Source organism: Methylobacterium sp. Leaf85 (genome assembly GCF_001422125.1).
GTDB lineage: Bacteria > Pseudomonadota > Alphaproteobacteria > Rhizobiales > Beijerinckiaceae > Methylobacterium > Methylobacterium bullatum.
Genome location: NZ_LMME01000012.1, coordinates 194,803 through 208,807, shown reverse-complemented (window position 1 = coordinate 208,807; position 14,005 = coordinate 194,803). Strand labels below are relative to the sequence as shown.

Annotated in this window: 14 protein-coding genes; 10 read left to right on the top strand and 4 right to left on the bottom strand. The window is 66.8% G+C overall.

Annotation, left to right across the window (positions count from 1 at the left end):
- Positions 1-14: 14 nt before the first annotated feature.
- The 3 genes from ASF08_RS09725 to chpT form a co-directional block, all read right to left on the bottom strand.
- Positions 15-503 (bottom strand): chemotaxis protein CheW, encoded by a 489-nt coding sequence (locus tag ASF08_RS09725; RefSeq protein WP_026175731.1) that lies wholly within the window; start codon positions 501-503, stop codon positions 15-17.
- Between the two features lie 38 nt (positions 504-541).
- A complete protein-coding gene (locus ASF08_RS09720; RefSeq protein ID WP_056144311.1) occupies positions 542-3,256 on the bottom strand; it encodes a hybrid sensor histidine kinase/response regulator in 2,715 nt (904 codons plus the stop codon).
- A 144-nt stretch (positions 3,257-3,400) separates the two neighbouring features.
- Complete coding sequence (gene chpT, locus ASF08_RS09715; RefSeq protein ID WP_056144306.1) at positions 3,401-4,135, bottom strand: histidine phosphotransferase ChpT; 735 nt, start codon at positions 4,133-4,135, stop codon at positions 3,401-3,403.
- A 192-nt stretch (positions 4,136-4,327) separates the two neighbouring features.
- On the opposite strand from chpT, the gene ASF08_RS09710 reads away from it, so the two are divergent.
- Positions 4,328-5,197, top strand: a complete 870-nt coding sequence (locus ASF08_RS09710) for a 3'(2'),5'-bisphosphate nucleotidase CysQ family protein (RefSeq protein ID WP_056144303.1) — start codon at positions 4,328-4,330, stop codon at positions 5,195-5,197.
- A 10-nt stretch (positions 5,198-5,207) separates the two neighbouring features.
- On the opposite strand, the gene ASF08_RS09705 is transcribed toward ASF08_RS09710, so the two are convergent.
- Complete coding sequence (locus tag ASF08_RS09705; protein ID WP_244474494.1) at positions 5,208-5,684, bottom strand: YHS domain-containing (seleno)protein; 477 nt, start codon at positions 5,682-5,684, stop codon at positions 5,208-5,210.
- Between the two features lie 135 nt (positions 5,685-5,819).
- Here ASF08_RS09705 and ASF08_RS09700 point away from each other — a divergent pair, with 135 nt between their 5' ends.
- The 9 genes from ASF08_RS09700 (at position 5,820) to ASF08_RS09660 (ending at position 13,917) form a co-directional block, all read left to right on the top strand.
- Positions 5,820-6,452: a DUF1134 domain-containing protein gene (locus ASF08_RS09700; RefSeq protein WP_056144752.1), complete on the top strand. Its 633-nt coding sequence runs from the start codon at positions 5,820-5,822 to the stop codon at positions 6,450-6,452.
- A 142-nt stretch (positions 6,453-6,594) separates the two neighbouring features.
- Positions 6,595-7,317, top strand: a complete 723-nt coding sequence (locus ASF08_RS09695; protein WP_056144297.1) for a hypothetical protein — start codon at positions 6,595-6,597, stop codon at positions 7,315-7,317.
- Positions 7,318-7,475: 158 nt separating this feature from the next.
- Positions 7,476-7,748, top strand: coding sequence for a hypothetical protein (locus tag ASF08_RS09690; protein WP_018042670.1), 273 nt, complete (start codon positions 7,476-7,478; stop codon positions 7,746-7,748).
- 113 nt (positions 7,749-7,861) lie between these two features.
- Positions 7,862-8,170, top strand: a complete 309-nt coding sequence (locus ASF08_RS09685) for a hypothetical protein (protein WP_018042669.1) — start codon at positions 7,862-7,864, stop codon at positions 8,168-8,170.
- Between the two features lie 76 nt (positions 8,171-8,246).
- Positions 8,247-9,521, top strand: a complete 1,275-nt coding sequence (gene lysA / locus ASF08_RS09680; protein WP_056144296.1) for a diaminopimelate decarboxylase — start codon at positions 8,247-8,249, stop codon at positions 9,519-9,521.
- A gap of 112 nt (positions 9,522-9,633) precedes the next feature.
- The gene (locus ASF08_RS09675; RefSeq protein WP_056144293.1) at positions 9,634-12,264 is read left to right on the top strand and encodes a TIGR02302 family protein; all 2,631 of its coding nucleotides are present in this window, start codon (positions 9,634-9,636) and stop codon (positions 12,262-12,264) included.
- Between the two features lie 99 nt (positions 12,265-12,363).
- Positions 12,364-12,549 (top strand): twin transmembrane helix small protein, encoded by a 186-nt coding sequence (locus ASF08_RS09670; RefSeq protein ID WP_018042666.1) that lies wholly within the window; start codon positions 12,364-12,366, stop codon positions 12,547-12,549.
- A 145-nt stretch (positions 12,550-12,694) separates the two neighbouring features.
- On the top strand, positions 12,695-13,312 hold the full coding sequence (locus ASF08_RS09665; protein ID WP_018042665.1) for an acyloxyacyl hydrolase: 618 nt from the start codon (positions 12,695-12,697) through the stop codon (positions 13,310-13,312).
- A gap of 32 nt (positions 13,313-13,344) precedes the next feature.
- On the top strand, positions 13,345-13,917 hold the full coding sequence (locus ASF08_RS09660) for a cob(I)yrinic acid a,c-diamide adenosyltransferase (protein WP_018042664.1): 573 nt from the start codon (positions 13,345-13,347) through the stop codon (positions 13,915-13,917).
- Positions 13,918-14,005: the final 88 nt, after the last annotated feature.

The window sequence follows — 14,005 nt, the reverse complement described above, 5'->3', positions numbered from 1 at the left end:
CTCGATCTCGAAGGTCAGGCGGCGCCAGCGATGTCGCGCTGCGTTCCGAAGGCGAGAAGCGCATCGACATCGAGGATGACGAGGAGCCGGCCATCGAGGCGGTGCACACCGAGGGAGAGATTCCGCCAGCGGGAATCGAGGTTGATCGGCACCGGCTCGTGCGTGTCGCCTCCCAGCTTCAGCACCTCGCCGACACCGTCGACCACGAGGGCGAAGGTTTCTCCGCCCTGCTCGAGCCCGATCGCCATCTTCTGGCTATCGTCGGCACGATCCGGGAGACCGAGACGGCGGCGCAGGCAAAGGGCCGTGACCACGCGTCCGCGCAGGTTGAGAAGACCGACGATCTCCGGCGGAGCCAGCGGTACGGGCGTCACCCCGGCGGGGATGAAGACGTCGTGAACCCGGTCGATGGCGAGGCCGAACATGGTGTCGGCGACGAAGACCGTGATGAAGTCGGTGATGGCGCCGTTCTCGACGCCCTTGTTGCTGTTGGCGGCCTGCATCATGGCTCAGATTGTCCGATCTCGTTCGAGGGCCAAGTTCAGGCGGCTTTGGGAAGGCTGACGATGTCGACTTCGCCGAGGGCCGAAATCAGCCCGCTGCGGTCGAACTTCGCCACCAGATCGAGGATCGAGAGGGAGCGAGCCCGTTCGATGGCGTCGACGCCGACAGTGCCGGAGAGGCCGATGACCGGTAGCTGGGAGAGACGCTCGTCACCCTTCCGCATGGCGGCGACGAGGTCGAAGCCGTTTCGGCCCGGCATTTCCAGGTCGCACACCACCACGTCGATACGACCGTTGGCCATCAGCGTGGTGAGGGCGGCTTCCGCGCTTCCGGCGGTGATCACGTTGTAGCCGGCGGCCTTCAGGACCGGGCTGAGCATGTCGCGGAAGAAGGCCGAATCGTCCACGAGAAGCAGCGTCGCATTGCGCTTCTCGGGCTTGTGCGCGCCCCGGGCCCAGTCGTCATAGGCCAGCGGAAGGAAGTGGGCGATGTTGATGATCTCGGTGGCGCGGCCGCGCAGGACCGCCGAACCGATGAGGTCCGAACGCTCGGCTGCGATCTCCACGTCGAGACGCTCCTCGACGATGTCGATGATCTCGTCGACCACGAGGCCCATGGCCCGTTCGCCGTCCGAGAATACCACCAGGGCCTGTGTCCCCTCGCTCCTGATCTCGATCGACTGATCGGCCGGGACCAGCGGCATGAGCCGGCCACGGTACTGGATCAGCGGGCGTCCGCCGACCCACTCGATCTTGCTCGCCTCGATTTCCTCGAGCCGTGTCACGAGCGAGAGCGGCACCGCCTTGAAGCTGCCTCCGCCGCCCTTGAACACCAGCAGCGTCGCCTTGGCGTCGGCGGCATCGGTCTCCTCCGGCTCGGCATCAACCGGGATGGCGCCCGTCTGCGTGCCCTGGCTGACCTGACGGGCGATACCGTTGGGATCGACGATCAGGACCACCGCGCCATCGCCGAGAATGGTGTTGCCGGCGAAGAGCGGCAGGTGGCGCAGCTTGGACGACATCGGCTTCACGACGATCTCTTCCGTGTGGAAGACTTCGTCCACCAGGATGCCGAAGCGCTGGCGACCGACCTGTGCGACCACCACGAAACCGGAATCGATGCTCTCGGCATTCTCCTTCTGACCCAGCACCCCGGTGAGGGTCACGATCGGCAGAAGGCGCTCGCGGAGGCGCAGCACCGGCGAGCCGTTGATGCGCTCCACCTTCTGGGCGGTGGCCTTGTCGACGCGCACGAGTTCCAGCACGGCCACCTGCGGCACGGCGTAGCGAAGGTCGCCGGCCTTGACGATGAGGGCGGCGATGATCGCCAGGGTCAGCGGGATCTTGATGGTGAATGTGGTGCCGCGGCCGAGCTGCGTGTTGATGTCGATGACACCGCCGATCAGCTCGATATTGGTCTTCACCACATCCATGCCGACGCCGCGGCCGGAGACGGAAGTGACCGCCTTCGCGGTGGAGAAGCCGGGATGGAAGATGAACTTCGCCACCTGGGCGTCGGTCATCTTGTCGATGTCGCTCTGGCTCGCGACGTTGCGCTCCACGGCCTTGCGGCGGATGGCGGCGAGATCGAGGCCCTTGCCGTCATCGGCGATCTCGATCGTGATCGTGCCACCCTCGTGATAGGCGGCGAGACGGATCGTGCCACGGGCCGGCTTTCCCGCCGCCTTCCGGTCGGCGGTGGATTCGATGCCGTGATCGGCCGAATTGCGCACCATGTGGGTGAGCGGGTCCTTGATGACCTCGAGCACCTGACGGTCGAGCTCGGTCTCGGCACCGCTCATGATGAGCTCGATCTGCTTGCCGAGTTCCGACGACAGATCGCGGACCACGCGCGGCAGCTTCTGCCAGGCATTGCCGATCGGCTGCATGCGCGTCTTCATGACGCCTTCCTGCAGCTCGGCCGTCACGTGGCTGAGGCGCTGCAGGGGAACCTTGTAGGTCGAGTCGTCGTGGCGGCGGGCGATCTCGAGGAGCTGGTTGCGGGTCAGCACCAGCTCGGACACCATCGTCATGAGGTGTTCGAGCGTGTCGACGTTGACGCGGATGCTCTGAACCTTCGAGGCGCCGCCCTCGGATTCTCCGGAGGGAGCGTCCGACCCGTTCTTCCGGTTGGCGCCCTTGGAGGACGCATCCTCGGCGAGCGACGCAGGTTCGAACTCGGGAGCGGTGAATTCGGGCTGCTTCGGTTCGGCCATGGCGACGGGTGCCGGCTCCAGGGGGAGCGGCTCCGACAGGTCGGGACCTTCGGCTTCGAGGAAGGCGCGCTCCAGATCGTCGAGGGAGACTTCGCCGGGCTTCAGCTCACGAACGACGGGGTCGGGGAGTTTCGTTTCGACCACCGGGGCCGGCGCTACGAACGGGGCGGCCGACATCGCATCAAGGGCGTTGATCAGGTCGTCGTCGTTGCCGGTCGGCTCGGTGCCGGTGATTTCGAGATCGCCGAGGATCTGCTTGAGCCTGTCCAGCGTCACGAGGATGAGACTGACGGCGGGGCTGCTCACCGGCATGCCGTCGCGGAACTGGCCCATCAGCGTCTCGGCCGCATGCGCCAGCGCTTCGAGGCGCGGCAGGCCGAGGAAGCCGCACGTCCCCTTGATCGTGTGGACGAGGCGGAAAATGTTCCGGAGGATCGTCTGGTTGTTGGGATCCTGCTCGAAGCGGACGAGCTCGGCGTCCACGGTATCGAGATGCTCTGCGCTCTCGGTCAGAAACTCACGCAGCAAGTCATCCATCAGAGGCACTCGGTCCAGACGCGCACTAGGTTTGTGCGAGTTCCACCTTGAGGCCGACAGGTTAGTGAAGAGTTTCGAGAGAGAGACAAATTCACAAGTCGCGGCAGGATTTGATCCAGCCTGCCGCGACGGCCGTTCCGGCGATCAGGCGAGCGACGTCTCGGGCGGCTCGTTGTCGGAGGGGCGCGTATCCTCCAGGGGGCGCCCGGCGGGTGCCGCAGCCGGTGCGACGGTGGCGGCCACCGGCTCGGCGCGGATCGTCACTTCGTCGCCCTCGATTCCGAAGCGGACGTTCATCGCGGCCGCGCGGGCCACGAGCCCGGCATAGAACGGCAGGATGCTGTGGGCGTCCACCGCGCCGTTCTCCGGCGTTCCCGCGATCAGATCCTCCACATGGGCGGGGATTCGGGCGTGCGACCCCTTCGATGTGATGACGATGGAGGGGGCCTCCCCGTCGCCGCTGACGACCACGTCGATCCGGCCGCCACGGGGAATGGTGGTGGTGGCGATCATCACGAGGTTGAGGAGGAGCTTGACCTTGTTCTTCGGATAGAGCGCCTGCGGTGCGCTCCAGGCCAGTTGGGTCTTCTCGTCGCCGAACATTCCGCGCGAGACTTTCTCGGCATCGGCCAGGTCGATCGACGCGCCCGCGGATCCGGCGGCGCCGAACGCGATGCGGGCAAATTGCAGCCGTGCCGAGGCCTGCTTCGCGCTCTTGCCGATCAGTTCGAGGGCGAATTCCCGCATCGAGGTGTCGCTCTCGTCCTCCAGGACTTCGAGTCCGTTCACGATGGCGCCGACCGGGCTGATGACGTCGTGGCAGACGCGCGAGCAAAGCAGCGCGGAGAGATCGAGGGAATCGAGATCGACGGGGGTCATCGTGCTCTCCGCACAGGGCAATGAAGGGGCCGCGGATGCGGCCGGTCCGTCGGCTTCGAGAGATGAAACCAACTGAGGGCGGCACCGATAGACGGCACAGGATGCTTTGAAAAGCGACGCGAGGAGTGCGTAGTGCGCTTCGGAGCCGACTCTAGAGTCGACAAGGCGCGGCTCGCAAGGCAAGACTTTCCTATGCCCCTCGATCCGCGGATGCGCGACAGCATCGCGACGACATTGACCGACATCGCCTGCGAAGCCGGCGACATCCTCCGCCGACATCATGGTGGCGACTGCGCGCACGTGATCAAGCCGGACGGGACTCCGTCGAGCGTCGCCGACATCGCATCCGAAAAGCTGATCTTCGATGCCCTGAGGCAGCGCTACCCGACGATCCCCATCGTCTCCGAGGAATCCACTCACGACCTGCCGCCGGCCGACTTGTTCTTTCTGGTCGACCCTCTGGACGGCACGCGCGATTTTCTGGCCGGAAACCCGGATTACAGCGTCAATATCTGCCTGATCGAAGGGAACAGGCCGGTCGCATCGGCCGTGGCGGGTCCGGGCATCGGCCGCGTCTGGGGGGCCGGCGCCACGGCCTTCGAGGCGGTGATCCATCGCGGGCGACCGACGACGCGGAATGCGATCCGGGTCAGGAAGGTGCCGGAGGACGGACTCGTCGCCCTGGTCAGCCGGCGCCACGGCGATACCGAGACGGAGGCCTGCCTCGCGGGACTTCCCATCGGCCAGAGGCGCGGCGTCGCATCGGCCCTGAAATTCTGCCTCATCGCGTCCGGCGAGGCCGACATCTATGTGCGCTGCGGCCCGACCATGGAATGGGACACCGCCGCCGGAGACCATGTGCTGACCACCGCCGGCGGCTGCGTCATCGTGTCGTCGGGGCGTGAGATCACCTATGGCCATTACGGCATTTTCTACCGTAACGGCCCTTTCGCGGCCCTCGGCGATCCGAGCTATACGGGCCGCCTCGGCCTGCCCGATCGCGGGCCGAGCCTGAACACGGTCCGCCAGGGATCTGCCGCGCAGACAACGCCTCAGGTGTGAGAAAGCCTTCTCAGGGTGGCGCGCCATCCTCGGTGAGCTTGCGCAGGGCCGGCCATTTCTCTTCCGCCGCCGCGACGATGGCCGGTGACGCGACGACCCTCGAACGGTGTTCCCGATTGCGGAACAGGTAGAGACCCTCCCCCGCCGGACCGGCCAGGATCGCGAAGATCTGCGGGTCCGTGTCCACGATCCGGCCATCGAGCACCCCGATCGGATCGTAGCCGGACAGACGCGGCGCATAGGCGGAGGGCGCATCGCGGAAGGCCGCGAGGTTTCCCGGGCGCGAGAAACGCCAGGTCCGACCTTTCCAATCCCATTCGAAGGCCGGTTTGCCCGGTACCGGCTGTCCCTCGGGATCGAGGAAATAGCTGACCGCGTCGAACCCATCGAGGGCGATGAGTCCTGGCCCCGCGAAGGAGGCACAAGGTGCGACGAGGCACGATGCCAGCGCGATTCCTGCGAGGTTACGGCGCGTTAACCCTATCATGCGGTACTTCATGCTCTAATCGGCGCTACGCGGGCTCGTGCCTCCGCTTGTCCCGGCTCGGACAAATCCGGCCAGGAGAATGTCGGCGAACGGGACGGATGTCGAACCTTGTGATGGGCGAACATGGTGCTCCGGATGACAGATCCTTCGAACCCCCTCGCCGCATCGGGCGAGCCCTCGCCGCTCACAGCCCGGCGCCGCGCTCTCATCCTCGGTGCAGCCGCAGCCGCCCTGCTCATCGCGGCGCCCGTCGCTCCGGCCCTGGCCTTCGACGAGCCGCCCCCCGGACGGTTCCGGCCCGCCGAGATCGTGGATAACGGGCATAAGTTCTTCGGCTCGATGTCGCGGGGTCTCGCCCTCACCGTGGAAGAGGCGACCCGGCGCTGGGGCGAGCCCAACGGCTACATCCTCGGACAGGAAGCGTCCGGCGCCATCGTCGGCGGCGTCCGCTACGGCGAAGGCACACTCTATACACGCAATGCCGGGCAGCGCCGGATCTACTGGCAGGGTCCGTCCATCGGGTTCGACCTCGGCGGCGACGGCGATCGCACGATGATGCTTCTCTACAACATGCCCTCGGTCTCCGGCCTCTACCGGCGTTTTGCCGGGGTCGACGGCTCCGCCTATTTCATCGGCGGGTTCGGGATGACCGCCGTGACGAATGACGGAATGGTGGTGGTGCCGATCAGGACCGGCGTCGGTGCGCGCCTGGGGATCAATGTCGGCTATCTGAAATTCACGTCGAAGCCGACCTGGAACCCCTTCTGATCCGACCCGACTCGTGGGCCTCGGCCGGCGGCGGTTCGTCTCTAACCCGTCAAAGGATTGGTCTCGCCTGGGGGAAATGGTCTAAAGACATGCGCGTCGCGGTTTTTCCGACCGCGCCAGGGGCTAGGAAGAGCATTCCCGCGTGATCGAAACCGTGATGATCTTCGCGCTCGGCTTCCTCGCGGCGAGCCTGTGCGCCCTCATGGTCCTGCCGGCCGTCAACGCCCGGGCGACCCGCCTGGCCAAGCGCCGGCTCGAAGGCCTCGTTCCCCTTTCTGCCTCCGAAATCGCCGCCGAGAAGGATTATCTGCGCGCGCGGTTCGCCGTCACCCAGCGCCGCCTCGAGCGGAAGGTGGAAGCGGCGCGCGCCAGCCGCCATGCGGATATGGCGGCCATCGGCGCGCGGACCCTTGAGATCGCCGCCCTGTCGCGGAACGTGGAGGAGCGGGATGCCGCCCTGGCATCGACGCGGGCGAACCTGGACGGAGTCGAGCGCGACCTCGCCACCGCCCGCGCGGAGGGAACCCTCAGCCTCGCCACGCTCGAAGTTCTCGAGAACGCCCATCGCGAACTCCTCGACGATCTCCATGCCCTGCGCGAGGCGAGGGCGGCGCAGGCCGACGTGCCGGCCGATGACGAGGCAGGGCAGGATCTGCAGGCGCGCTACTCGGCGCTCATCGCCGAATGCGAAGCCCTGCGCACGGCAAAGGCGTCTCCCGACGCTGAGATCGCCGCCCTTCGCCAGCGCATCGTCGAGGTGGCGGATTCGCTGCTGCGACAGAACCGGCTTCCGTCCGTCGATGTTTTCGCCATGCCGGGCTCGCAGGCCGGTTCGATTCCGGTGAAACAGACCGAACCCGTCTGATTTACCCGCGGGTGGAGAGAGGGCCGTTGCAGGCGGCCGGAGGAGTGGCGTAGAAGCCGCGTCTTCATGGGATGACCACCGGCGTGCCTTGTTTCGACCATGCAAAGGCATCATCGGGTTCGTTACATCCTCACTGTCTGAGACGGATCGCGTTCCCTATGACTTCCAAGATGACTTCGCTTGCCCTCGCACTCGTGACAGTGTCCGTGTTCTCGTCGGCGGCGGCCTTCGCCCAAGCCGCTCCCCAGACGAAGCGGGGCAACGAGACGCTCAAGAAGTATTGCACCGGCGATTACCTCACCTATTGCGGCAACCTCTCTCCCGACGATCCGGCGGTGGACAAGTGCTTCCAGACCAACTGGACCAAGCTGTCCGAGAATTGCCGCCGCGCTATCGACGCCTACGAGAAGACGGGCGGCAAGAAGGGCTGATCCCCTTCATTGAGGCCCCGGTGCTTCAGGCAGCACAAAGCGTGGCCGTTGCGCTCGCATCAGCGGGACGCAACGGCTATGATGCCGACGCCCGAGGCTCCGGACCCACGTTGATGTTGTTTCGTTCCCGACTGACGTTGCTCCTCGTTCTGGGCTGCGTGTCCCTGGCCGGCTCCGGCTGCGGCCGACGCGGTGCCCTGCAGGCCCCCGATACGCGGGCTCCGGTACAATCCTCCGGAGTCGGGCTCGGATCGTCCCCGGTGGCGGATTCCACCGCCGTGGCCGACGGCGACGATCTCGACCCCTCGGCGATTTCCGGCACGCCTCAGGCGATCAAGGAAGCGCCCGTGCAGACATCGAAGGGCGTCAAGCGCGGCTACACCATTCCCAAACAGCCCTTCATTCTCGATCCGCTGCTGTAGAGGATCGCCGGCGGGCCGACCGCCGCGCTCTCCTTTTCAGATCCGCGTTTCAGGATCCGCGTCCCAAGGCCCGTCGATGCACCATTTCCATTATCGCGACGGCCTGCTGGCGGCCGAGGATGTCGATCTGACCGGCCTGGCCGCGGAGGTCGGTACCCCGTTCTACTGCTACTCCACCGCGACGCTCGAGCGGCATTACCGCGTCTTCGCCGAGGCCTTCGCCGGGGACGACGCCCTCGTCTGCTACGCGATGAAGGCGAATTCGAACCAGGCGGTGCTCACCACGCTGGCGCGTCTCGGCGCGGGGATGGACATCGTCTCCGAGGGCGAGCTGCGCCGCGCCCTTGCCGCCGGCGTCGATCCGCAGCGGATCGTGTTCTCCGGCGTGGGCAAGACCCGCGAGGAGATGGCGGCGGCGCTGCATGCCGGCATCTACTGCTTCAACGTGGAGAGCGAGCCCGAGCTCGAAACCCTGTCCGAGGTGGCCTCTTCTCTTGGCGCGACCGCTCCGGTCTCCGTCCGGGTCAACCCGGACGTGGATGCCGGAACCCACGCCAAGATCTCCACCGGAAAATCCGAGAACAAGTTCGGCATCCCCATCGGGCGCGCGGCCGATGTCTATGCCCGCGCGGCGTCCCTGCCGGGGATCGCGGTGTCCGGCGTCGACATGCATATCGGCAGTCAGATCACCGATCTCGCGCCCTTCGCCCATGCGGCCGGGCTGCTGGCGGAACTGGCGCGCAGCCTGATGGCGCAGGGTCACCCCCTGCATCACATCGACTTCGGCGGTGGCCTCGGCATTCCCTATCGCGAGGACAACGCCCCTCCCCCGGAGCCCGCCGCCCTGGCGGAGATCCTACGCCCTCACTATCGGTCCCTCGGCCTGCGCCCTGTCTTCGAGATCGGCCGCATGATCGCCGGCAATGCCGGCATCCTGGTCACCCGCGTCCTCTACGTGAAGCGCACCGAGGGCCGTACCTTCGTCATCGTCGACGCGGCGATGAACGACCTCATCCGCCCGACGCTTTACGAGGCCTACCACGCCCTCCGTCCGGTCATCGAGCCCGGTGCCGACGCCCCACGCCTCGTCGCCGATGTGGTCGGACCGGTCTGCGAGAGCGGCGATTACATCGCGCTGGGCCGCGATATTCCCGATGTCGCACCGGGCGACCTTGTCGCCGTGATGACGGCGGGCGCCTACGGGGCTGTCCAGGCCGGAACCTACAATACGCGCCGCCTCGTGGCCGAGGTTCTGGTGAGCGGCGACCGCGCGGCCATCGTCCGGCCGCGTCAGACCTACGACGACCTCATCGGCCTCGACCGCGTGCCCGACTGGCTGCGGTCGGAATAGCCGCGCCCGCGATGCGGGTGGGCCGATTTGACCCGATCGCCGTGCGCCGCCACCATGCTAGGCTGACAGCGCGGGATGCGGCGAGCACTCACCGCCTCGGGAGCCCAGCAGAATGGACGAGGCCGACGCGACGACCTCCGGTGCGACCCAGATGACGACCCCGAAGCCGCCGGCCGCGCGAAGCCGGCTCGATCGGCTCGTGTCGCGATCGCAGGCCGCCGGGCTGTGGGAGCGGGCATGGCCCCTGCTCTGGCGGGGGCTCGCCGTGATCCTCGCCTTCCTGGCGGTCTCATGGCTGGGGCTCTGGCTCGATCTGCCACCGATCTGGCGGATCTCGGGGCTTTCCGCTTTCGCCGTCGCACTCCTCGCCGCGCTGGTTCCCTTGATCCGGCTTTCCCGCCCGAGCCGCCGGGATGCCCTCGCGCGGCTCGACCGCGATGCCGCTGCGGGCAATTCCAGCCTGTCCCACAATCCCGCTTCCGCCATCGAGGATACGCTCGCCGTCGGGACGACAGATCCGGCGACACAGGCTCTCTGGGCCCTGCACCAGCGCCGTGCGGCCGAGGCGGTGGCACGATTGAACGTCGGCCTACCGCGTCCGGGTATGCCGCGCCGAGACCCCTTCGCCCTGCGTGCGGGGCTCGTCGTGGCGGCGGTCGCCAGCCTGTTCGTCGCCGGCCCGGAATGGCGCCAGCGCATCGGCAGCGCCTTCGACTGGCACGAGGCCGCCGGCCCTGCACCGAGCTTTCGGGTGGATGCCTGGATCGATCCGCCGCTCTACACCCGGCTTCCGCCCCTCGTCGTCACCATGAACGGCACCGAGCAGCGCCTGCGCGCACCGGTGAACGCGACGCTGATCGTCCGGATCGCCGGTCAGGGCGATGTCGTGCTGACCCCGAATGCCGGTTTCAAGCCAATGCCTGGCAAGGAAGCGCGTCCGGACCTCCGTGAGGACCGCTTCCAGCTCGTCGGTGGCACCGCCGATCTCGTCATCGCCGCGGGCTCGGCGCCCACGCAGCATCTCATCGTCGAGACCATCCCCGATCTCGCCCCGGAAGTCAGGCGTATCGGCGGCCTGGAGGTGAATGCACGCGGTACCTTCAACCTGACCTACCGAGCCAAGGACGATTACGGCATTGCCTCGGCCGACGGGATCATCGAGCCCCTGGCCGGCGCGCGCTCCCTGGTTCCGGTGCCGAAGATGCCACTCGCCCTGCCTTCCGATGTGAGCGGGGACACCGACACGAAGACGCTGGTGGATCTGACCGACAACCCATGGTCCGGCGCGCGTGTCCGCCTCACCCTCGTGGTCAAGGACGAGGCCGGCCAGGAGGGGCGGACCGAGACGGCGGAGATCACGTTGCCGGCGCGGCCGTTCCGCGAGCCTCTGGCGCGCGCCTTAGCGGAAGAGCGCCGACGCCTCGTCACCGCTCCCGACGAAAGTCGGCGCCGGGTGCAGACCGCCCTCGACGCGCTGATGATCGCGCCGGACCAGTTCACACCGCAGCCGTCGATCTTCCTCGGGCTGCGCACCGCATCCCGCCGGCTCAAAGCTGCGCGGACCGACGGAGCCCTCGTCGAGGTCGCCGACCTGTTGTGGGAGATGGCGCTCAAGATCGAGGACGGCGATCTGTCCGACGCGGAGAAGAGCCTGCGCGCCGCACAGGACAAGCTGAAGGACGCCATCGAGCGCAACGCGCCGGACGAGGAGATCAAGAAGCTGACGGAGGACCTGAAACAGGCCCTCGACAAGTTCATGAAGCAGATGGCCGAGCGCCAGCAGAAGCAGCCTCAGCAGCAGGGCGAGAAGGGCAAGTCGCAGCAGAACGCCAAGACCGTCACTCCGGACGATCTGAACAAGATGCTGAAGGACATGGAAGAGGCGATGAAGCGCGGCGACACCGCCGAGGCGCAACGCCTGCTCGAAGAGCTTCGCAGCATCCTCGAAAATCTTCAGACAGCCGAGCCGGGAGCTAAATCCGACCCGAATGGCCGTGAGATGAGCAAGCAGGCCGAGGAACTCGACAAGATGTCCCGCGAGCAGCAGGCGCTCCGCGACGAGACTTTCAAGGACGGCCAGAACAAGCGCGGCCAGCAGCCCGGGCAGAAGCAGGGCCAGAAGCCCCAGCGCGGCCAGCAGGGGCAGCAGCAGAATGGCGATCAGGGCCAGCAGGGCGGAGAGCAAGGGCAGCAAGGCCAAAAGGGTCAGAAGGGCCAGAAAGGCGAGCAGGGCCAGGGCGGCGCCGGCGAACGCCAGCAGGCCCTGCGCCAGCGGCTCGAGGATCTGCAGAAGCGGATGAAGGAGCTCGGGATGCAGGGCGAGGAAGGCCTCGCCGACGCCGAGGAGGCGATGCGCGACGCCGAAGGCGCCCTCGGCGAGGGCAAGGAAGGCGATGCCGTCGACGCTCAGGGCCGCGCCCTCGATGGCCTCAAGCGCGGGGCCGACGGGATGCAGAAGCAGATGGAGGAGATGGCCCAGGGCGAGGGTGAAGGCGAGGGCGAGCAGGAGGGCGGCGAGAACCCCAGTCAGCAGGGGCAGGCCGGCAATCGCGACGACGATCCGCTCGGCCGTCCGACGAAGGGCCGCGACCTCTCCGACGGCCGTGGCAAGGTTCCGACCGCCGACGAATCCGCGGTCCAGCGCACGCGCCGGATCATGGAGGAGTTGCGCCGCAAGCTCGGCGATCCGAGCCGGCCGAGAGAAGAGCTCGACTATTTCGAGCGACTGCTCCGGCGAAACTGAGGAGCGCATCCGTTCATCGGGTGCGATGCCCTGCCCTATGGGCTAGGGTAGCATCGGAGCCATATGGGCTTCGTCCCCGCGTTCCGAGCCCGAGCCGTCATGTCCTCCAACTCCCTCGTCCTCGTCGCCTGTCTCGCCGTGGCCGTCGTGCTGTTGCTCGGCCTCGTCAACATGATGCGCGGCGGCAGCGCCAACACGTCCCAACGCCTCATGCGTCTGCGCGTATTGCTGCAGTTTGTGGCGATCGTCTTCATCATGGGCGTGGTGTGGTGGCGCTCCGCCTGAGCCACGATCACATCTCGGTGAGTGTGGCGGACGGGCCTCACACGCGATCTAACACGATGACGAGGCGGGATTACTGAGCCGTCGGACTGCCGCCAGCGTATTTCCGCGTGGTAGGAAGGTTCCGTTCACTTTGGATCCGTCATCGATGCAAGCCATCTGCTCTCGCCTGGTCGCCGGCATTCTCGCCCTGCCTGTCGTGTGTTCCGCCCAGGCCGCCGATCTCGGATCGCCGCCTCCCGCCGCGGCCTACGTCACGCCTGTCCAGCCGCTGAGCATCGTCTCCGAGGTGCGTATCGGCGGGGCCGTCCAGGATCCCGGCAGCGCCGAGAAGAACACCAACGCCATCAACGGCGAGATCCTGTTCTACAAGCCAATCGTGAGCCTCGACCCGTTCTGGCAGGCCTTCGTGGCGCGCCCGACCGTGGGTGGCAGCTACAACTTCGATGGCCGCACCAGCTACGCCTATATCGGCCTGACCTGGACGGTGGACCTCTTCCCGCAGACCCTGAACAACCGGGTCTTCCTCGAAGGATTCTTCGGCGCGGGCGCGCATAACGGCTATACCGGCCTGAAAGCCAACGCACCGGCCGGCTTCAACTCCCTCGGTTGTAATCCGCTGTTCCGCGAAGCCGCGGCGCTCGGCTATCGTCTGACCGAGCATTGGAGCATCATGGCCACCGTCGAGCACATGTCGAATGCCGGCCTGTGCCACGAGAATCGCGGCCTGACGAATTTCGGCGGCAAGATCGGTTACACGTTCTAAGCCCGACGCCTGGATCTGAGATCGGATAACCCTTGGTCACCCTGAACCGCATCTACACGCGAACCGGCGACAAGGGCTCCACGGCGCTCGCCAATGGCGAACGTCGCTCCAAGGCGGATCTGCGGGTCGAGGCCTACGGGACGGTCGACGAGACCAATGCCTGCATCGGCCTCGTCCGGCTCCATGCCGATATCGTCCTCGACGCCATGCTCGGCCGCATCCAGAACGACCTGTTCGATCTCGGTGCCGATCTCGCCACCCCGGAAAGCGACGAGCCGCCGGCTTACGAGCCCCTGCGTATCGTCGCGAGCCAGGTGAAGCGCATCGAGGCGGATATCGACCTGCTCAACGCCGAGCTGTCGCCGCTGAAATCCTTCGTGCTCCCCGGCGGTTCGGCAGCCTCCGCCGCGCTCCATCTCGCCCGCACGATCTGCCGCCGGGCCGAGCGCCTGACGGTGGCCCTCGCTGCCGTGGAAGGCGAGCGCGTCTCGCCGGAGGCGCTGCAATACCTGAACCGCCTGTCGGACTTCCTCTTCGTGGCGAGCCGCACGGCAAATGCCAATGGAGCCGACGACGTGCTCTGGGTTCCGGGCAAGAACCGCTGAAGCGGGATATCTGGTAGACCGCATACAAGCGAACGTGGATTACGATTCGCATGTGTTCGACGCGGGGCTAGACTGTCGCACGCGTTGA

What these genes read in the sequence shown, in the direction of transcription:
- ASF08_RS09675 (WP_056144293.1), top strand. Translation starts at nt 9,634, where the DNA reads ATGGACGAGGCCGACGCGACGACCTCCGGTGCGACCCAGATGACGACC.
- ASF08_RS09720 (WP_056144311.1), bottom strand. Translation starts at nt 3,256, where the DNA reads ATGGATGACTTGCTGCGTGAGTTTCTGACCGAGAGCGCAGAGCATCTC.
- chpT (WP_056144306.1), bottom strand. Translation starts at nt 4,135, where the DNA reads ATGACCCCCGTCGATCTCGATTCCCTCGATCTCTCCGCGCTGCTTTGC.
- ASF08_RS09665 (WP_018042665.1), top strand. Translation starts at nt 12,695, where the DNA reads ATGCAAGCCATCTGCTCTCGCCTGGTCGCCGGCATTCTCGCCCTGCCT.
- ASF08_RS09670 (WP_018042666.1), top strand. Translation starts at nt 12,364, where the DNA reads ATGTCCTCCAACTCCCTCGTCCTCGTCGCCTGTCTCGCCGTGGCCGTC.
- ASF08_RS09685 (WP_018042669.1), top strand. Translation starts at nt 7,862, where the DNA reads ATGTTGTTTCGTTCCCGACTGACGTTGCTCCTCGTTCTGGGCTGCGTG.
- ASF08_RS09690 (WP_018042670.1), top strand. Translation starts at nt 7,476, where the DNA reads ATGACTTCCAAGATGACTTCGCTTGCCCTCGCACTCGTGACAGTGTCC.
- ASF08_RS09705 (WP_244474494.1), bottom strand. Translation starts at nt 5,684, where the DNA reads ATGATAGGGTTAACGCGCCGTAACCTCGCAGGAATCGCGCTGGCATCG.
- lysA (WP_056144296.1), top strand. Translation starts at nt 8,247, where the DNA reads ATGCACCATTTCCATTATCGCGACGGCCTGCTGGCGGCCGAGGATGTC.
- ASF08_RS09700 (WP_056144752.1), top strand. Translation starts at nt 5,820, where the DNA reads ATGACAGATCCTTCGAACCCCCTCGCCGCATCGGGCGAGCCCTCGCCG.
- ASF08_RS09710 (WP_056144303.1), top strand. Translation starts at nt 4,328, where the DNA reads ATGCCCCTCGATCCGCGGATGCGCGACAGCATCGCGACGACATTGACC.
- ASF08_RS09725 (WP_026175731.1), bottom strand. Translation starts at nt 503, where the DNA reads ATGCAGGCCGCCAACAGCAACAAGGGCGTCGAGAACGGCGCCATCACC.